The following is an 18,501-nucleotide window of genomic DNA, read 5'->3' as shown; positions in this document are numbered from 1 at the left end:
TACCGGTTGGCGCGGAGCCGGCTCCGCGGGAAGACCGCCGATTTTACGACCGCCGCCCTGCGTAAGGCATGTCGAAAAACGCCGTGAACGATGACCGAATTTGCCATACTGACCGCCCGACCGGAACCGGATCGCGCCGTCAGCGGCCATGATCAGCATCGAAAAGGGCAGTGTCGCGATCGCCTTCGTGCGCGAGGCCTTGAGCGGCGTCGTCGAGCGCGGCCTGGCGCCCGACGACTTCCTGCGCCGCGCCGGCATCGACCCGTCGCTGCTGGCCCGCGACGAGGCGCGCGTCTCCGCCGATGCTTTCGGCACCTTGTGGCTCGACATCGCCGCGGCCCTCGATGACGAGTTCTTCGGTCTCGATACACGCCGTCTCAAGGTCGGCAGTTTCGCGACGCTCTGTCATCTGACCCTGCACACGCGCAGCCTGCGCGAAGCGCTGCTGCGCGGGACCCGCTTCCTCAATCTGCTGCTCGACGACACGCGCGTCGAGTTCGACGCGGGCGACGATGTCGCCAGCCTGCGCTTCATGGTGCTGCGGGTGACCGACGAGCAGCGCCGACGCTTCGCGCACGAGACGCTGTTCGTCATGCTGCACGGGCTGCTGTGCTGGCTGATCGGCCGGCGCATCGCCATCCGCACCGCGCGGTTTGCGTATCCACAGCCACCGTGGTGGCGCGAGTACATCGCCGTCTATGCCGGCGACGTCGGCTTCGATGCCGCGCAGACCGTGTTCACGTTCAACGCGCTCGATCTGGAAGCGCCGGTCGTGCAGAGCGAACGCAGCGCCCGCGAATTCCTGCAGCGCGCGCCGCGCAACTTCATCGTCAAGTACCAGAACCCTAAAAGCCTCGCCGCGCGCATCCGCCGGCGTCTGCGCGGCACGCCACCCGACGCCTGGCCCGGCTTCGATGAACTGGCGGTCGACTTCCGCATCAGCGCGTCGACGCTGCGTCGTCGTCTCGACGACGAAGGCCAGTCGATCCGCGCGATCAAGGACGCGCTGCGCCGCGATCTGGCGATCCGTCATCTGACGCGCTCGCGGCAGACCGTGCTCGAGATCGCGCAGCTGCTCGGCTTTGCCGAGGCGAGCGCCTTCCATCGCGCGTTCCGGCAGTGGACCGGCGTCAGTCCCGGCGACTACCGCCGCCGCAGCGGCGCCAGCGATCCCGCCTAGGCGCGCCGCTCCCGTCTGCCGGACGCGAGCATGAGCGGCGGACGCCGCGGCATCGCGAAGCCCGACCATTTGCGTGCATGCTGTTCGCCCTGTCGCCGAAGCGGGAGCACGCCATGTCCATCGATGTCGATCTGCTGGTCATCGGCGCCGGCTCCGGCGGCGTGCGTGCGGCGCGTGTCGCGGCCGGCTTCGGCGCGCGCGTGGCGATTGCCGAAAGTCGCGAACTGGGCGGCACCTGCGTCAATCTCGGTTGCGTGCCGAAAAAGCTGTTCGTCTACGGCGCCTCGTACGCCGACGACTTCGCGCACGCGTCGAGCTACGGCTGGCACGGCGCGGCACCGGCCTTCGACTGGCCGACGCTGCGCGACAACAAGAACCGCGAGATCGCGCGCATCAACGCCGTTTACGGTCGGTTGCTCGCCGACGCCGGCGCGCGCCTGATCCGCGGCCACGCGCGCCTGCTCGACGGGCATACCGCGGAGATCGGCGGCGAACGCATCCGCGCCGCGCACATCCTGATCGCGACCGGCTGCGCGCCGGACGTGCCCGACATTCCCGGCGCCGAACATGCGATCACGTCCGATGACGCCTTCCACCTGCCGCGACTGCCGCGCCGCGTCATCGTTTCCGGCGGCGGCTACATCGCCGTCGAGTTCGCGTCGATCTTTCATGGCCTCGGTGTGCAGGTCACGCAGCTGTATCGCGGTGAACGGTTCCTGCGCGGTTTCGACGACGGCATCCGCGAGCATCTGCGTGCGCAGCTGTGCCTGCGCGGCATCGACCTGCAGTTCCAGGCCGACATCGCACGCATCGAGCGGCGCGCCGACGGCGTGCTGGTCGCGCATCTGTGCGACGGACGCGCGCTGGAGACCGATTGCGTGATGTTCGCGACCGGCCGCCGGCCGCCGGCCGGTGACGGCCTCGGCCTTGCCAGCACGCGTGCGCGTCGCAAGGATCGCGGCTTCATCGAGGTCGACGACGATTTTCGCACCGCCGAGCCGTCGATCCTCGCGGTCGGCGACGTCGTCGGCCGCGTGCAGCTGACGCCAGTCGCACTTGCCGAAGGCACGGCCGTCGCGCGTCAGCTGTTTCGCCCGGACGCATACCGCAGGCTCGACTACGAGCTGATCCCGACCGCCGTGTTCAGCCTGCCGAATATCGGCACGGTCGGCCTGAGCGAAGCGCAGGCGCGCGAGCGCGGCCATGCGCTGCAAATCTTCGAGAGCCGCTTCAAGTCGCTGAAACTGACGCTGACCGATTCGCAGGAGCGGACCTACATGAAGCTGGTCGTCGACGCCGACAGCGGCCGCGTGCTCGGCGCGCACATGGTCGGTCCGGACGCCGGCGAGATCATCCAGGGCATCGCGATCGCCCTGAGGGCCGGTGCGACCAAGCAGGTTTTCGACGACACCCTCGGCATTCATCCCAGCACCGCCGAGGAGTTCGTGACGATGCGCACGCCGCGGCTGGCTCCGGCCTGAGCGACGATGAGGCCGGCGCGCCATGTAAAGACCCGGTAAAGCCTGCGCTGCCGCCGTCGCGATCTGCGCTACCGTAGCCGGACCGCCGCCTGGATTGACATGAGCGCTACGCCCCGCCTGCTGCTGATCGACGACGACCGCAAGCTGACCCGTCTGCTCGCGGACTATCTGCGACCGCAGGGTTTCGAGGTGCAGGCCGTGCACGACGGCGCTGAAGGCATCCGTCGCGCGGGCGCCGAAGCCTGGGATCTGATCGTGCTCGACCTGATGTTGCCGACCGTCGACGGCTATTCGGTGCTCAAGCACCTGCGCGTGCAGTCCGAGGTGCCGGTGCTGATGCTGACCGGTCGCGGCGCCGAGGAAGATCGCATCGTCGGCCTTGATCTGGGTGCCGACGACTACCTGCCGAAGACCGTGTCGGCGCGCGAGTTGCTGTCACGCGTGCGCGCGATCCTGCGCCGCAGTGCGCACGCGCCCAAAGGCGTGCCGAACATCAGCGTCGGGCCGCTGCAGATCGATGTTGCCGCGCGCGAGGTGCGGCTCGATCGCGAGCTTGTCGCGCTGACGCCGGTCGAATTCGATCTGCTGGCCGCGCTGGCGCGGCACGCCGGTCAGGTGCGCAGCCGCGATCAGTTGCTCGAAGAGGTCCGTGACCGTGAATTCACCGGCCATGACCGCTCCATCGATGTCCATATTGCGGCGTTGCGCCGCAAGCTCGGCGACACCGCGCGCGATGCGCAGCTGATCCGCACCGTGCGGGCGGCCGGCTATCTGCTCGGCGAGCCGGCCGCAACATGACGCGACCCGGCCTGCCGCTGTCGATCAAGCTGCTGCTGTGGCTGCTGCTCAATCTCGTGCTGCTGTTCGTTTTGTTCGCGTTCACCTCCGGGCAGTCCGGTTTCGGCTGGCAGAGCCTGCTGTCGGTGCCGGTGCGCGAGCGCCTGTTCACGATCGGCCAGGGCCTCGGCCGCGAACTGTCGACGCAGCCGCAGGCACAGTGGCCGGCGCTGCTCGACGCTTACGGGCAACGCTATGGCGTGCGCTTCGAATGCTGCCGGGCGCGTGGCGGGCCCGAACACGGGCCGCCGCCCGGCCCGCCCCCCGGCGCCGGCGATCGACCGCCGCCGCCGGACGGCGGGCCGGCGCCGCAGGGTCGGCCGGATGACGCGCGCTTCGACGGGCCGCCGCCGCCCGACGATCAGAATCCCGCGCATCGCATCGAACTGCGCCATACCGGATCGGACTACCAGCTGCGCGTGCCGACGCTGCTCGGCGCCGGCAACGCGCGCGCGCCGGCCGATCTGATCATCACGGCGGCCAGCCTGCAGGCGCTGATTGTCTTTCTCGGCCTGCAGCACTGGCTGCTGCTGCCGCTGCTCGGCGCCTTGCTGTCGGTGCTCTGGTGGTTGCCGCTGCTCGCGGCGCTGACGCGGACGGTCGCACGCATCACGGCGGCGACCGCGCGCATCGCCGAGGGCCGTTTCGACGCGCGCGTCGCGGTCACCTCGCGTGATGAACTCGGCCAGCTTTCCGAAGCGGTCAATCGCATGGCCGCGCGGCTTCAGCAGCAGGCGGACGCACAACGTCGCTTCATGGCGGACATCGCGCACGAAGTCACGGCGCCGCTGTCGCGACTGCAGATCGGTCTCGGCATTCTCGATGCCGGCGCCGGAGCCGGCGAGGCCGAGCGTGCGCAGTTGCAGGATCTGCATGACGATGCCGCGGAAATGTCCGAGCTCCTGCGCGAGCTGCTGCTGTTCTCGCGTGCCGACGCCGAATTTGCGCAGCGCGCGCTGCCGACGCGCTTCCTGTTGCGACCGCTGCTCGATGCGGTCGCGCAGCGTGACGACGGTGGCGGCCGTGTGCGCATCGTGCTCGACGCCGACATCGAGCTCTGCAGTCATCGCGCCTTCCTGCAGCGTGCGCTGTCGAATCTCGTGCGCAACGCGCTGCGTTACGGCGGCGATGCGGGGCCGATCGAACTGCGCGCCATGCTCGATGGCGAACAGATCGAGATCGCCGTGCTCGATCGCGGACCCGGCGTGCCGGAGGCGGCGCTGGCGCGGCTCGGCGAGCCGTTCTTTCGGCCGGAGGGTTCGCGCAGCCGCGACAGCGGCGGCTTCGGGCTCGGTCTGGCGATCGTGCGCCGCTGCATCGCGGCCTGTGACGGCAGCGTCGACTTCCGCAATCGCCGCGACGCGGCACAGGGCTTCGAGGCGTGTTTGCGGCTGCCGCGCGAGATCGCGCCGGCGCGCCTGTAGACGAGTGGTGCAAGATGCCGGCGCGGCGCGGCAACGAAGGCGGCTGCCCGACGGCTCATGCCGACGATCGTGTCGGCGCCGCCCCGTCGTTGCCACGATCGGCGACAACAGCGCCGCCGCCATCGCCGGTCGCGCGCCTGGCCTGCCGGACATTGCCGGCCGAGCCGGACGAATCAGCGCGGCAGCATGTAGGCGCGGTCGCGGAACAGCCGCACGGCGGCGTCGACGACCTCGGGATCGAAGGCGCTGCCGCGACCGCGTTCGATCTCCTGCAGCGCCGCTTCGAGCCCGAGCGCCGCACGATAGGGGCGGTGCGCGGACATCGCCTCGATCACGTCGGCGACCACCAGGATGCGCGCTTCGCGCAGGATCTGTTCGCCCTTCAGTCCGCCGGGATAGCCGCTGCCGTCGTAGCGCTCGTGATGCTGATGGACGATCTCGGCGATCGGCCACGGAAAGGCGACATCCTTGAGGATCTCGTAGCCGGTCTGTGCGTGGCATTTGATGAGATCGAACTCGGGCTTGGTGAGGCGGCCGGGCCGCGCGAGGATTTCGGCCGGTACGGCGATCTTGCCGATGTCGTGCACGGTCGCCGCCAGGCTAAGCCCTCGCATGCTGTCGTCGCTGCAGCCGAGTTCGACCGCGATTGCTCGCGCCAGCTGGGCGACGCGCTGCTGATGGCCGGCGGTGTAGGGGTCGCGGGCTTCGAGCGCGTTCGACAAGGCGCGGATGGTCGCTTCCATCGCGCTTTCCAGCTGGCGCCGGTCGCTGATGTCGCGCGCCGAAGACACCAGATACGAGCGACCGAGGTCGACGCGCTTGATGTTCACTTCGACCGGAAACGTCGTGCCGTCCTTGCGCCGGTGGCGTGTTTCGAAGCAGGCCTGTCCGACGCCGCGCAGCTGTTCCATGCGCTCCTTCGGAACGCCGTCCTGCAGCAGCGGATCGATGTCGAATGCGGTCATCGTCAGCAGCTCCGCGCGGCTGTAGCCGAGCACATCGCAGGCGGTCTGGTTGAGATCGAGAAAGCGCAGATTGTCGATGTCGAGGACCTCGATCGCGTCGCTGGAGCGGTCGATCAGCTCGCGGAACAGCTTCAGCTCGTCCTGCGTCTGCCGGCGTTCGGTGATGTCCATTGCCACACCGACGACGTGACTCACCGCGCCGTTGGCCGGGTCGCGGACCGGATAGCCGCGATCCCAGATCCAGCGCAGCGCGCCGTCCGGCTGCGCGATGCGGTACTCGACCGCCATCGCTTCGCCGCGCGCCTTGGCCGCCAGTGCGTCCGCTACACGCGCGCGATCGTCCGGGTGGATGGCGTCGGCGAACGACCGCGGATCGGCGTACAGGCTTTCGCAGCTGCGCCCCCAGATCCGCTCGTAGCCGGGACTGATATAGAGCATGCGCGTGCTGTCGGGGTCGCTGACCCAGAATACCTCGGCGATGATCTCGGTGATTTCCTTCAGGCGCTCGCGACTCGCGCGCAGCGCGGTTTGCGCCGCCGTGCGGGCGCTGATGTCGCGCAGCTGCATGACGATGCCGCGTACCTGCGGATGGTCGACGAGGCTGGTCGAGACTGCGTCGACGACGCGCCAGGCGCCGTCGCCGCGACGCACGCGGCGTTCCGAGCGCGTCGACGAGCCGGGATGCTCGGCGAGGAAACGCAGGCGCGAGAGCGCCTCCGCGCGCTCGTCATCGTGCAGGAAATCGCCGACGTGATGGCCGCGGAGTTGCTGCTCGGTGAAGCCCATCAGATCGACCGACGGGCTGACGTAGCGGACCACGCCGTCTTCGTCGAGCACGATGACGACGTCCGGCGAACACTCGACCAGACTGCGGAAATAGTCTTCGGTCGGGTGCGCCGCCGCAGCGAACGGAGTGCCCGGAGTGGCCGGTCGTACGGATGAGCTGAGCATGGCGGTGTACCTCGTAAGCCTGCCCAGCAGACCGCATCGCCGGCCGGCGCGCATTGACCGGCGTCAAGTTTGCCGCGTTCAGAACATCGGATCGATGCGCACGCCGTTCATGCTGTCGAGCGCGAGCTGCGTCGTGCTGCCGATGTCGCCGGGTGGCCGCTCGCCCGGGCCCGAGGCTTCGACCAGCACGAAGGGCTTGCCGTCGTAGCGCAGCGTTGCCTGATCGGCAGCCGGCGGTATCGCGATGCCGAGCAGATAGTGCTGCGGCACGTGGACGCCGATGATCGGCGTATCGGTCAGGTTCTGCAGGATCGCCGCGAGCAGCGCCGCCTTGGTGTCGCAGTCGCCGTAGCCGCGTTCCAGCGCGCGCGGCGGCGGGTAGAAACCGAGGATCTGGCGGCCGTCCTCGCTCTGCGAAGGCTTGCGGTAGAGCAGGCCGGTCTGCACCAGCGCGATCGCCGCATTGATGGTCCATCGCGTGTCGTGGCCGTGTTCGGCGGCGACGCGCCGCAGCGCTGCGGCGACGGGTTGCACGCGCGCGCGATTGCGCTGCACGACCTGCGCGATGTCGACGTACAGATGCGTCTTCTGTCCGGGCACGATGCGCATGCGCAGCGCGTGTTCCCGGTAATAGCGCGCCGTCTCCTGGTCGAACTCGTCCTGCTCGCAGTGCTGTCTCGCCATGCAGGCATCGAGCAGGGTCTTGAGTTCCTGATCGGAGACGCCGAACTCGCGCAGCGACGCGCGACCGGCGGTGTCCGGCAGCTCGAAGCCGATCGACAGGGTTTCGCCCGAGAACGTGCGGAAGCGCGTGCTCACGCGATACAGGCCGTCGGCCTCGTCGGCGGTGCGGTAGCTGCTGGTGAAGGCGCCGCCGCGCGTGGCGTTCGCCGGTATCAGGTTCGCATCCTCGTCCGCGGTGCTTGATGCCAGCACCGCCGGCGCCGTGGCCAGGCCGATTGCGGCGATCACGGCGGCACGGCAGATCCGCAGGAGCATCGATGACAGCGGATGAGGTAGCGGCGACGGTGTGCTGGCGTCCATGGTGGGGATGGCGGGGTCCGGGGGCCTGCCCGACCGATCCAAGTCCCGTGCGACACGGCCATGCCTGTGTCGGGCGATGCGTGTAGGGGATTCGTACTACGCGCTGTGCATCGAAGCGCTCGCGCGGTGCGCGCAAAGCCACGCGAATTGCCGTTGATGGCGGTCGCCATCGCCGCCCGCCGCACGGAAATTCTGTCGCGGCGTCAGTGTGATGGCGCGATCGTCGGGACCGTGCGAGGCGAATTGCGCGACGGACGATGTGCGTCCGCATCGACGCCTGGCAGGGCGATGTCGGAAAAGTGCGCGACGCTACCAGCGGCATCGGCCGGCAGACGAATGGCGCGGCACGCTGCGGCAGCAAGTACGGCGCGGCGACGCGCGCCCGTCGTCCGGTGTCGGCATCCCGACATTCGATGTCCGATCTGCCGGAAAAACGTCGGCACAGGCAAGACCTGTGCCCGTGACAGGATTCGGCGCGCGCACGCGTTCAGCGCCGACTCGGGCAGATCATGGTGTGCTTGGCGCCCGTCTGGCATGGAATGCGGCGCGTGCTCTTGAAAACGCGGGAGCTGCCGCGATGAAAGCGGGCAGTGCCTGCGCGATGCTGGCAAGCTGCGCCACGGCATGAAGTCCGGACGTGCGGGCATTTTGCCCTGCCGTGGTCCGTACCAGACTTCGCCTTCATGATTCCGCCATCGGCGGAACGGAATAATGGACCGCCGTTGTCGCGCCTCCTGCGGCGCGCGACGGGAACCAGAGGGGAGTTGCATGGATGCTGCCTCCGAGGCCCGTTTCACGCCCGAACCGAGCCGGCTGGATTCGCAATACCGCGCCGTGCGGCGCAAGAGCCTCGAACTGGTCGAGCCCTTGTCCGATGCCGACGCGACCGTGCAGTCGATGCCGGACGCGAGCCCGGCGAAGTGGCATCTGGCCCACACCAGCTGGTTCTTCGAGACCATGGTGTTGCAGCCGTATCTGCACGGTTACCGCGTGTTCGATGTCCGCTACAACTACCTCTTCAATTCCTATTACGACAGCGTCGGCGCGCGCCAGCCGCGTCCGCAGCGCGGCGTGCTGACGCGGCCGACGCTTGACGTCGTGCGCGCGTATCGTGCGCATGTCGACGACGGCATCGCTGCGCTGCTGCGTGCCGGCAGTGCGGCGCGCGCGCTGGAGTTGATCGAACTCGGCTGTCATCACGAACAGCAGCACCAGGAACTGCTGCTCACCGACATCCTGCATCTGTTCGCGCAGAATCCGCTGCAGCCTGCATACAAGGCGCCGGAGCCGCTGCCGACGCAGGCCGCGTCGGGCGCGGCGCCGCAGTTCCTGCGCTTCGACGGCGGCATCGTCGAGATCGGCCACGACCGGCGCGGCTTTGCCTTCGACAGCGAAGGCCCGCGGCATCGCGTGCTGCTGGAGCCGTTCGCACTGGCCGACCGGCTCGTCACGAATCGTGAATGGATGGACTTCATCGACGACGGTGCGTATCGCAATCCGCTGCTGTGGCTGTCCGACGGCTGGGCAAGGGTGCAGGCGCAGGCCTGGACGATGCCGCTGTACTGGCAGCACGGCGAAGACGGTTACCGCAGCATGAGCCTGCGTGGCGCGCAGGCGGTCGATCCGGCCGCGCCGGTCACGCACATCAGCGCCTACGAAGCCGATGCCTACGCGCGCTGGGCCGGCAAGCGTTTGCCGGGCGAGGCCGAGTGGGAACATGCCGCAGACGGCATCGCGATCAGCGGCAATTTCGCCGACTCCGGTCGCCTGCGCCCGAAGCCGGTCGGGCCGGGCAGCGGCCTGCAACAGATGTTCGGCGACGTCTGGGAATGGACGCGCAGTCCGTTCGCGCCGTATCCGCGCTTCAAGCCGGCAGCCGGTGCGGTCGGCGAATACAACGGCAAGTTCATGTCCGGGCAGCTGGTGCTGCGCGGTGGCTCCTGCGTGACGCCGGCCGGCCACATCCGCGCCAGTTATCGCAATTTTTTCCCGCCCGAGGCGCGCTGGCAGTTCTCCGGGCTACGACTGGCGGAGGATCTCTAGACATGCTCGACATCGTCGACGAACGCACGCGGCAACTCGAAGCATTTCGCGAAGACGCGATCGCCGGCCTCAGTCGCAGGCACAAGACCCTGCCGAGCCGTTGGCTCTACGATGACGAAGGCTCGCTGCTGTTCGAGCGCATCACCGCGCTTGCCGAGTACTACCCGACGCGCACCGAGACCGCGATCCTGCGCGAGCACGCCGACGACATGGCGGCGTTCTGTGGTGCCGACGCCGCGGTGCTCGAATACGGCGCCGGTGCCGGCATCAAGACCGAAATCCTGCTCGATGCGCTGCAGTCACCGCGCGTCTACGTGCCGATCGACATTGCCGGCGACTTTCTCGAACAGACCGCCGCGCGCATGCGGCCCCGTTTTCCGGACATCGAGATGCGGCCGGTGGTCGCCGACTTCACCGCCGACTTCGACCTGCCGCGCGGCATCCCGCGGGCACATCGTCTGGCCTTCTTTCCGGGTTCGACGATCGGCAATCTCGATGTCGGGGAGACCTCGGCCTTCCTCGGCCAGATCCGTCGCCACGTCGGCGCGCAGGGTGCCGCGATCATCGGCGTCGATCTGCGCAAGGACCTGCCGACCCTGCTCGCCGCCTATGACGATGCCGAAGGCGTGACCGCGGCGTTCAATCTCAATCTGCTGGCGCGCATCAATCGCGAACTCGATGGCGACTTCGCGCTCGACGGTTTCCATCACGAGGCGCGCTGGAACGCCGCCGAATCCGCCGTCGAAATGCATCTGGTCAGCGAACGCGCGCAGCGTGTGTCGGTCAGCGGCTGCCGCATCGACTTCGCGGCCGGCGAAACCATACACACCGAAAGCTCGCGCAAGTACGACGTCGCCGGCTTCGCACTGCTCGCCGAAAGCGCCGGCTGGGACCTGCAGCGCAGCTGGACCGATCCCGAGCAGCGCTTCGCCGTGCTCGGCCTCAAGCCTGAAGCGGCGTAGCCCGAGAAACGTCGCATGAGCAGCAAGCCGATCCGGATTCCCGGACCCGATCATCCGATCGCGATCGAGCCCGTGTCGCGCCGCGTCGTCGTCATCGTCGCCGCGCAGGTGATCGCCGACACGCGCGAGGCCCTGATGCTCAAGGAAGCGAGCTATCCGGGCGTGCTGTACCTCCCGCGCAGTGACGTGAAGCTCGCACTGCTCGAACGCACGGACCACCGGACGTACTGCCCATACAAGGGCGATTGCAGCTACTACAGCATTCCGGTCGGCGGCGCGCGTTCGGTCAACGCGATCTGGAGCTACGAAGCCCCGTACGATGCCGTCGCCGCGATCAAGGACTGCATGGCGTTCTATCCGGACCGGGTCGATCGCGTCGAACAATCGGCCTGAAGGCCGCGCACCTACTGCTTGCCCGCCTCGGTCGCCTGCCAGGCGGCAACGCCGATCTTCTCGATCAGACCGAGCTTTTCCAGCGACGCCATGGTCGCGGTCGTGCCGACAGGGTTGCCGTTGACTTCGACGCGCGTGCCGCTGACGCAGTACGCCTGCCAGCCCTTGCCGAGCCAGTTCATGACCACGGTCTGCGATTTGCTGAGCTTCTTTGCCAATCCATGCTCCTGCTTGATGTGATCGATCTGCTGCGCGTTCACGACAATGCGCGAACGATGCCGTAGACAAGGCCGGCCATCAGCAACGCGCCGATGCCGAGCAGTACATATGCGCCGCGCGTCATGCCCTTGATCACCTGCTTGATGGCGGCGCGATCGTTGACGTTCGGAAATTCGCCGTCCGGCACCGGCACACCGAGGAAGTCGCACAACGGACCCCAGCCCTGGTCGACGGAATAGATCAGCAGTCTGTCGGCCGGAACCGCCGCTTTCACCTCGGCGACATGTCGATGGTAATGCGCGATCGCCGCGCTGCGATCCTGCATCGTGCCCTGGTGCGAGCGCTGCCAGATCAGCTTGTGCGACATGTCGCCCATCTTGCGGCCGAACGGCGTGATCAGCGCGAGGAACTTGAACTGCCACATGATCTCGGTGAAGTAGATCGTGTCCATCGTGCTCTCGTACCAGGCCTCCGCACCGCGCGGGTGAACGGTGAGCAGGACCCTGGCATCCGGGTAGGCCGCCAGCAATTCGCGCCAGACGCAGCAGGCCGGGTTGTCGATGGTGGCCGAGTAGCGGGCGAACACCTGCTGCCAGTCGAACTGCGTGCCGGGCGCCTGGTTGGCCACCTCGCGCCAGAAATCGAGATGCGACCTGTTCTGCTTGTTCTCGATGACCTCGAACATGTGATAGCACGGAAAGCCGAGCTGATTGAGCGCCGTGCAGACCGACAGCGTGCCGGTCCGTCCGAAGCCCGCGCCGATGATTTTCAGGTCCACTGTCTGTTCCCCAACCCCGATTTTCGATGCTATCGAGTCGGCATATCGTCCACAAGCGGCGGTACGAAACGACATCATCGTCGGCAGCGATGTGCGAGAGTGCGCGGCCGGACCGAGCACGCACTCGGATTTTCCCAGCACCGGAACGGTCACCATACCCAGCGCATGAACAAGCATCGCGGTCCTCTGCTGAGCCTGCCGATTCACGCGGCCTTGCTGGCCGCGCGCGATGCGGGCGTGCAAACCATCGACTGCACGCTCGATCTGGGTCGCACGCTGAGCCGGGTCGATATCGACGCCGAAGTCTGGCGCTGCAACGGGCGCGCATTTGCGTACGCGAAAAACTGCAAGGACCGCACGATCTATTACTGGGACGGCGAGGGCTTCGCGCCGGTCGCGCGCTTCACCCATTCGCTTGTCAAGCTGGTGCCGACCGAATGGGGCGCGCCGACCTTCGAGATCGACGGCATCAAGATGCTGCCGACCGCGCAGGTCTCGCCGTACGAAGATGCGCAACGCAAGGTCGGTCTGATCCAGCCGCGCGGCAAGATCGTGCTCGATACCTGCGGCGGCCTCGGCTACTTTGCCGATTGGTGCTTGCGGGGCGACGCGCAGCGCGTGATTTCGTTCGAGAAGAGCCCGGACGTGATCTGGCTGCGCACGCTCAACCCCTGGTCGCCCGATCACACCGCAAAAGACAGCGCGCTGACACTGAGCAACGGCGATGTCGCCGAGCAGATCAGGACGCTGGCCGATACATCGGTCGACGCGATCCTGCACGATCCGCCACGTTTCGGCATCGCCGGCGAACTGTATTCGCAGGCGTTCTACAACCAGCTCGCACGCGTCTTGAAACCGCGCGGTCGCATGTTTCACTACACCGGATCGCCGAACAAGCTGACCAGTCGTCGCGACGTGCCGAACGAAGTCTCGACGCGGCTGCAGAAAGCCGGCTTCAGCACGGAACTCAGCGGCGATGGCGTGCTGGCGATCAGGAACAGTGGTTCTGCAGGTTCAGGCATGCGCCGCTGAGAAGCCTGCACGAACGGTCGCGCGCACGATGTTCTGCAGGAACGGTGCGAACCGCGACGGTCACACCGTCACCTGAAGCGGGCGCCGGGTCCCGGCTGGCGCCGCTCCTGCAGGGCGGCATCGGGCTGCCGGTCGGCAAACATCTCGCGAACCTTGAGCTTCTGGAACTTGCCGGTCGACGTGCGCGGAATCTGCTCGACGAATTCGTAGCCGTCCGGCAGCCACCATTTCGCGAACTTGCCGTCGAGATGCGCATGCAGCTGTGTCGGCGAAACGTCCGTTCCCGGCTTGCGGACGACGACCGCCAGCGGCCGTTCGGTCCAGCGGGCGTGCGGCACGGCGATGACCACCGCTTCGGCAACGGCGGGATGTGCCATCAACTCGTTTTCAAGATCCTGCGAGCTGATCCATTCACCGCCGGACTTGATCAGGTCCTTGGCGCGATCGGTGATGCCGATATGACGTGCGCGACGTCAACCGCTGCACGATCGTGATTTCCGCACGCGGCGCCAGGGCGGTCGCTGTGGAGGTCCGTCGCATGCTGGCCGCAACAGCGGCCGCCTGAGGCGCTGTGCTTCGAATTCGCGCCGCGAACGAGTGCTGCATTGCCGCGCGCCTCTGGACAGGCGTCCGCGTGCCCGCGTATGGTCCGGCGCAGACGCTCGGGAGAAGCGCGATGAAAACGATGGGGAGAATCGCGGCTGCTGCATTCGCGGCAGCCGGCTTGATCGGCCGCGGGGCCGCGGCCGCACCCGGCGATGTCGTGACGGCGCCGTATCCGATCGCCACGCAAGCCGGTACGCCGGACGTGGCCGTGGCAGCGAACGGCACGGCCGTCTACGTCTGGGTCGGCCCCGAACGGGACCTGGTCCACGTCCGCATCGATCAGCCGGCCGGCGTTGCCGCAGCGAGCTTCTCGATCGCCGGTCATCCTCAGGTTCAGGTCCTCACGCCCAGCGTCGCCGTCGATGCGGCCGGTCGTTTCGTCGTTGCCTGGGCCGAGCAGAGCGGTAGCTATCCCTATTATCTGTACCGCATTTTCCTGCGCCGCTTCGCGGCCGACGGCACCGCTCTGTCACCGGTGGTCGCCGTCGATGACAGCGCCGCCGCGAACTTCGATCAGATTGACCCGGACGTGTCGATGAATGCGGCCGGCCAGTTCGTCGTGAGCTGGAGCACCCTGCAGTATCAGTCCTCGGGCAACAGCTTGCTGAGGGTGACGCAAGGGCCGATCATGATGCGCCGCTACAGCAGCGCCGGGCTCGCCAGCGCGGTGCAGACGGTGGCAAGCCGTGAATCCGGCTATCTCAACATTTCGCCGTCCCTGTATCCGGCGCTCGACATCTTCGGGCGACTGCAGTACGCGTCCAAGGGGCCGTCGGTCAGCATCGGCAGCGCAGGCGAAACCGTCGTCGCCTGGACTGCCGGTTTCGTCGAGGAGCAGCGAATCTACAGTCTGGTGTCGACCGCGCCGCTGCTCGGCGGCGGGCTGCAGACCGTCTATGCACAGCGCTTCGACGCGTCCGGCCTGACTCAGGGCAAGCGCATCACGATCGACAGCGCCCTGACCAATGCGCACGAAATCTACGATCCGCCGTCTGTCGCCTGGGCGCCGGATGGGGGCTTTGTCGTTGCCTACGACCGCAACGACGCGCTGCGCTCGGCGGCGCTGTCGCGCGGCATCTACTTCAAGCATGTCGACGCCGCCGGCACGGTGCCGCGCAACGCGACCGAAGTGCAGCGCGGGCCCAGCCCGTTCTGCTGTCAAACCACGTATGACGGCTCGCCGGCCGTGGCCGTGCATTCCGGCGGCGGCTTCGTCGTCGCCTGGCGAAACTTCGGGCCTGAATCGGCGCAGCAGTCGCCGTCGCCGTCGATATCGGCGCAGGTCTATGCATCGGACGGCTCGGCAATCGGCACGGCGACGTTTGCCTCCGACGGCATCCAGTCCAGGCCCGGCATCGCGATGCGCGGCGACGGCGACTGCGTCCTGAGTTGGGGGCATTTCGACAACAGCACCTCGACCGTCAGCGCCGCGATCATCGACGGGCCATAGACGACATCACCGGCGGGTGCACGACCGGGGCGAAGCCGCCGGGTTTCAAGCGCGGAGTTTCGATGCGGCGCGACGGACTTGTCCGTCATCCGCGGCGTTCGCGGCGATTTCTTCGACGCCTGCCGATTCGATCGCACGCTGCAGCAACAGCAGACGCAGATCGAATTCGATCTGGTCGTAGTCCGGCAGCATGTGCCGGCACAGCTGGTAGAAGGCCTTGTTGTGTTCGAACTCGCGCAAGTGCGCCAGTTCGTGCACGACCACCATTTCCAGAAACGCCGGCGCGACGCCCTTGAACAGACTGGCAATGCGGATCTCCGCCTTCGCTTTCAGACGGCCGCCCTGTACACGCGACACCGCCGTGTGCAGGCCGAGCACCTTCTGCATCACGTCCATCTTGTTCTGCCAAACCACCTTGTGCAGCGGCGACGAGCTGCGCAGATAGCGCTGCTTCAGGTCCAGGGTGTAGTCGTACAGCGACGCGTCACTCTGGATCGCGTGCTGTGCCGGATACTTGCGCGCCAGATACGGTGCGAGCCTGTTTGCCGCAATCAGTTCCGCCACGTCTTCATGCATCGAACGCGGATAGCCGCCAAGGAAGCGGGCGATCGTGGTATCGATCGCGGTCGGTGCTGCGTCCGACAAGGCCTCAGCCCGCCGTGCCGGCGACGACGGTGATTCGCAGGTCGTCGCAGATCACGGTCTGCCCGGCGCGAATCTTTGCGGTCTTGCGGCGCTCCGGCTGCCCATCGACCGTCACCCGGCCTTCAGCGACCAGCAGCTTGCCGGCGCCGCCGCTGTCGCAGATGCCGACCAGTTTCAGCAGCTGGTTGAGTTCGACGTACTCGGCTTCGAGCGTGAAGGTGATGGTCGGCATGATCGCGAGCGGGGGCAGGGCGAAGCAGCATATCGCGAAGGGACGCGAATGGCGGTATCGCCGGCATTCCGTCGCCCATCGATACCAGGCCCTTATCCGTGCAACTGCGCTGCCGTGCGCGCATCTGGCCGCCGCGGGCCGATCGTCGACATCTGCGCATGCGCCGCCATCGCGCGCGCTGCTTTCGCGGTCGGGGATCGCCGGCCGCGCGTGCCGTGCGTCGGCGTGCTGCGCCATGGTGTCGGGCCCGGATCGGCGCCTTCGCTGCCGGCCGGCACCGCGTCATCGCTGGCGAGCATCGTGTCCGCGGTTTTTGCCGGCAGGTCCAGTCGTGCCAGCAGAGGCTGTATCGACGAGCGGTAACGAGCCAGCTCTGGACGCGGGATCGCGTGTCCGCCGGGCAAGGCGACGGTGCGCGGATTGCGCGGTGCGCCGCGAACGCGGATTTCGAAATGCAGGTGCGGGCCGGTCGCCTCGCCGCTGGCGCCGACGTAACCGATGATCTGCCCCTGCACGACGGCAGCTCCCTGATGCAGGCCGCTGGCGAACGCGGACAGATGCGCGTAGCGCGTCGAGTAGCCATCGAAATGCCGAACTTCGATCAGCCGGCCGTAGCCGTGCGCGCGACCGGCAAATGCCACCCGGCCGTCGGCGGCGGCCTCGATCGGCGTGCCGGTCGGCGCTGCGTAGTCGACGCCATCATGCGCGCGCCAGACATGGAGGACCGGATCGAAGCGGCGCAGCGAAAAGCCGGAGCTGATACGGGTATAGCGCAGCGGTGCGCGCAGTATCGAGCGTTCGTATGGCAGGCCGTCGGCGTCGTAGTAGGCGGTTCTGCCGCTGGCGTCGGTGTAGCGGAACGCTTCGTAGGACTTGCCGCCGAGCAGCAGGCGTGCGGCGAGCACGGCGCCGGTTTCGACCGGCTCGCCGTCGAGCAGCTGCGATTCGTAAATCGCCGTGAAGTGATCGCCGTTGCGAACGCGGTGCCGCAGATCGAGCCGGTCGCCGAAGATGCGCGCGAGTTGCAGGCTCAGTACCGGCGTTCCGCCAGCCGTGCGGACTGCCTGCGACAGACTGTGCGCGATGCGCCCCTCGAGCGCGCGCTGCCGCAGCTCGGTCCGGCGGCGCTCGATCCGCGCCTGCAGCTGTCCGTTGCGTCGTGCAATGACGAGTGTCGAGATGGTATCGAGTGACTTGCGCACCTGCTGCAGCTGACCGTCAGCGTGGGCCAGAATATCGATCACGTCGCCGGCCCGCGCTTGCAGCAGCGGCTCGGCGTCCTCGCCGAGCGCCTGCACGTCCAGCCACTGCGATGCTGGAAGACCGGCCCTGTCGAACAGCGTCGACAGCGAGTCGCCCGGCTGGACGTCGAGGTGAATCCAGGCGTCTTGCCGCGGGCCGTCGGGCACTTGTGTGACGGTAGCGGGTATTGCCGGTCTGACGACCGGCTGCGAGTTGGCAGGCGGAGCCTGCGGGACGCGCAAGGCCAAAGCGACGCCGATGGCGAGCAGGCCGGCTATGCAGGCCAGGAATGGTGTGCCGGTTGCTGCTCGGGCGGGATTGGCGCGGCAGTCGCCCCCGATCCGGATGTCGGCGCGCGGCGCGCGGCTGTCGCAGGAAGAGGTTGTCAGCATGGTTGGCATCGGGAAGAAGATGGGGTGTGTGGCGTGTCGCGATTCGCGGCATGACGGGAGTTTTCTGCCGAGCCGGTGGCCGATCCGTGGACTGCAAAGACGCCGAGCGGGCCGTCGTCGCCGAACAGCAGTACCGGGTAGGGTCCGGGTTGGCCGCCGAGCCCTTGCATGCCGGGTGCGAGGTCCGGCATGCCGGGCACCGCGAGGCCGCGCGCATGCGGCCGTTCGGCAAGCAGACGGCGGATGTCTTCGGCCGGCACATTGCCTTCGATGATGTAGCCGTCGACCAGCGCGGTATGCACCGACTGCAGCGCCTTCGGCACGCGCAGGTACTCATGCACGAGCCGCACGTAGGGGTCGTAACGCACGCGCACGCGGAAGCCGTGCGCCGACAGATAGCGAATCCAGCGCGTGGTACTGATGACGTCGGCCTGCGCGAACACGAGCAGGTCCGGGCCCGGTTCGGCGGGCGCCTGTGTCGCGGTCAGCAGGCCGGCGGCGGTCGCCGCGATCAGTGCGATGGCGGCAATGATCAGCAGTCGCCGACGCAGCAGCCTGCGGCCGTGAATCTTGTTCATCGCGAATCCCTGGGCGACGATCGTGCGGACCGGAACGGAAGGCGGCG

Annotated in this window: 18 protein-coding genes; 9 read left to right on the top strand and 9 right to left on the bottom strand. The window is 67.7% G+C overall.

Translation table 11 applies throughout. From position 1 onward, the window contains the following. The first annotated feature begins 148 nt into the window (after nucleotides 1–148). The 4 genes from G7Y85_RS16560 to G7Y85_RS16545 all read left to right on the top strand — a co-directional run bounded on the left by G7Y85_RS16560 (nucleotide 149) and on the right by G7Y85_RS16545 (nucleotide 4,922). The gene (locus G7Y85_RS16560) at nucleotides 149–1,180 is read left to right on the top strand and encodes an AraC family transcriptional regulator (RefSeq protein WP_174839792.1); all 1,032 of its coding nucleotides are present in this window, start codon (nucleotides 149–151) and stop codon (nucleotides 1,178–1,180) included. A 113-nt stretch (nucleotides 1,181–1,293) separates the two neighbouring features. After that, nucleotides 1,294–2,661: a glutathione-disulfide reductase gene (gorA, locus tag G7Y85_RS16555; protein ID WP_166259881.1), complete on the top strand. Its 1,368-nt coding sequence runs from the start codon at nucleotides 1,294–1,296 to the stop codon at nucleotides 2,659–2,661. 99 nt (nucleotides 2,662–2,760) lie between these two features. Beyond that, nucleotides 2,761–3,459 (top strand): response regulator transcription factor, encoded by a 699-nt coding sequence (locus G7Y85_RS16550; protein ID WP_166259878.1) that lies wholly within the window; start codon nucleotides 2,761–2,763, stop codon nucleotides 3,457–3,459. Then, on the top strand, nucleotides 3,456–4,922 hold the full coding sequence (locus G7Y85_RS16545) for a HAMP domain-containing sensor histidine kinase (protein WP_166259875.1): 1,467 nt from the start codon (nucleotides 3,456–3,458) through the stop codon (nucleotides 4,920–4,922). Before G7Y85_RS16550 ends, G7Y85_RS16545 begins: the two co-directional genes overlap by 4 nt. A 173-nt stretch (nucleotides 4,923–5,095) precedes the next feature. On the opposite strand, the gene G7Y85_RS16540 is transcribed toward G7Y85_RS16545, so the two are convergent. Both G7Y85_RS16540 and G7Y85_RS16535 read right to left on the bottom strand, forming a co-directional pair. Then, on the bottom strand, nucleotides 5,096–6,838 hold the full coding sequence (locus tag G7Y85_RS16540; RefSeq protein ID WP_166259872.1) for a PAS domain S-box protein: 1,743 nt from the start codon (nucleotides 6,836–6,838) through the stop codon (nucleotides 5,096–5,098). 78 nt (nucleotides 6,839–6,916) lie between these two features. Beyond that, complete coding sequence (locus G7Y85_RS16535; protein WP_166259869.1) at nucleotides 6,917–7,837, bottom strand: hypothetical protein; 921 nt, start codon at nucleotides 7,835–7,837, stop codon at nucleotides 6,917–6,919. 813 nt (nucleotides 7,838–8,650) lie between these two features. On the opposite strand from G7Y85_RS16535, the gene egtB reads away from it, so the two are divergent. Genes egtB through G7Y85_RS16520 form a run of 3 tightly spaced genes read left to right on the top strand, consistent with a single transcriptional unit; the run spans nucleotide 8,651 to nucleotide 11,280 of the window. Further along, entirely contained in the window at nucleotides 8,651–9,925 is a 1,275-nt protein-coding gene (egtB, locus tag G7Y85_RS16530) for an ergothioneine biosynthesis protein EgtB (RefSeq protein WP_166259866.1), read from the top strand. Nucleotides 9,926–9,927: 2 nt separating this feature from the next. Continuing rightward, nucleotides 9,928–10,887: an L-histidine N(alpha)-methyltransferase gene (gene egtD / locus G7Y85_RS16525; protein ID WP_166259863.1), complete on the top strand. Its 960-nt coding sequence runs from the start codon at nucleotides 9,928–9,930 to the stop codon at nucleotides 10,885–10,887. Between the two features lie 15 nt (nucleotides 10,888–10,902). Continuing rightward, nucleotides 10,903–11,280, top strand: coding sequence for a DUF427 domain-containing protein (locus G7Y85_RS16520; RefSeq protein WP_166259860.1), 378 nt, complete (start codon nucleotides 10,903–10,905; stop codon nucleotides 11,278–11,280). 11 nt (nucleotides 11,281–11,291) lie between these two features. Here G7Y85_RS16520 and G7Y85_RS16515 read toward each other — a convergent pair whose 3' ends face one another. Together G7Y85_RS16515 and G7Y85_RS16510 are read right to left on the bottom strand one after the other, a co-directional pair. Continuing rightward, nucleotides 11,292–11,540: a hypothetical protein gene (locus tag G7Y85_RS16515; protein WP_166259857.1), complete on the bottom strand. Its 249-nt coding sequence runs from the start codon at nucleotides 11,538–11,540 to the stop codon at nucleotides 11,292–11,294. After that, on the bottom strand, nucleotides 11,537–12,277 hold the full coding sequence (locus tag G7Y85_RS16510) for a sulfotransferase family protein (protein WP_166259854.1): 741 nt from the start codon (nucleotides 12,275–12,277) through the stop codon (nucleotides 11,537–11,539). Before G7Y85_RS16510 ends, G7Y85_RS16515 begins: the two co-directional genes overlap by 4 nt. A gap of 165 nt (nucleotides 12,278–12,442) precedes the next feature. On the opposite strand from G7Y85_RS16510, the gene G7Y85_RS16505 reads away from it, so the two are divergent. Next, the gene (locus G7Y85_RS16505; RefSeq protein ID WP_166259851.1) at nucleotides 12,443–13,309 is read left to right on the top strand and encodes a class I SAM-dependent methyltransferase; all 867 of its coding nucleotides are present in this window, start codon (nucleotides 12,443–12,445) and stop codon (nucleotides 13,307–13,309) included. A 68-nt stretch (nucleotides 13,310–13,377) separates the two neighbouring features. On the opposite strand, the gene G7Y85_RS16500 is transcribed toward G7Y85_RS16505, so the two are convergent. After that, entirely contained in the window at nucleotides 13,378–13,689 is a 312-nt protein-coding gene (locus G7Y85_RS16500) for an AMP-binding enzyme (protein WP_277817193.1), read from the bottom strand. Between the two features lie 296 nt (nucleotides 13,690–13,985). On the opposite strand from G7Y85_RS16500, the gene G7Y85_RS16495 reads away from it, so the two are divergent. Then, entirely contained in the window at nucleotides 13,986–15,365 is a 1,380-nt protein-coding gene (locus G7Y85_RS16495) for a hypothetical protein (protein WP_166259845.1), read from the top strand. Nucleotides 15,366–15,410: 45 nt separating this feature from the next. On the opposite strand, the gene G7Y85_RS16490 is transcribed toward G7Y85_RS16495, so the two are convergent. The 4 genes from G7Y85_RS16490 to G7Y85_RS16475 form a co-directional block, all read right to left on the bottom strand. Further along, nucleotides 15,411–15,941, bottom strand: coding sequence for a YgjP-like metallopeptidase domain-containing protein (locus tag G7Y85_RS16490; protein ID WP_166260491.1), 531 nt, complete (start codon nucleotides 15,939–15,941; stop codon nucleotides 15,411–15,413). 73 nt (nucleotides 15,942–16,014) lie between these two features. Next, nucleotides 16,015–16,242 (bottom strand): RNA-binding S4 domain-containing protein, encoded by a 228-nt coding sequence (locus tag G7Y85_RS16485; RefSeq protein WP_166259842.1) that lies wholly within the window; start codon nucleotides 16,240–16,242, stop codon nucleotides 16,015–16,017. Nucleotides 16,243–16,334: 92 nt separating this feature from the next. After that, nucleotides 16,335–17,651, bottom strand: a complete 1,317-nt coding sequence (locus G7Y85_RS16480) for a M23 family metallopeptidase (protein ID WP_166259840.1) — start codon at nucleotides 17,649–17,651, stop codon at nucleotides 16,335–16,337. 218 nt (nucleotides 17,652–17,869) lie between these two features. Further along, a complete protein-coding gene (locus G7Y85_RS16475; RefSeq protein ID WP_166259837.1) occupies nucleotides 17,870–18,454 on the bottom strand; it encodes a DUF411 domain-containing protein in 585 nt (194 codons plus the stop codon). Nucleotides 18,455–18,501 lie beyond the last annotated feature (47 nt).

Origin of the sequence: Solimonas terrae, assembly GCF_011067135.1 — a bacterium.
Taxonomy (GTDB): Bacteria; Pseudomonadota; Gammaproteobacteria; order Nevskiales; family Nevskiaceae; genus Solimonas; species Solimonas terrae.
This window is presented reverse-complemented; position numbering and strand designations above follow the sequence as displayed.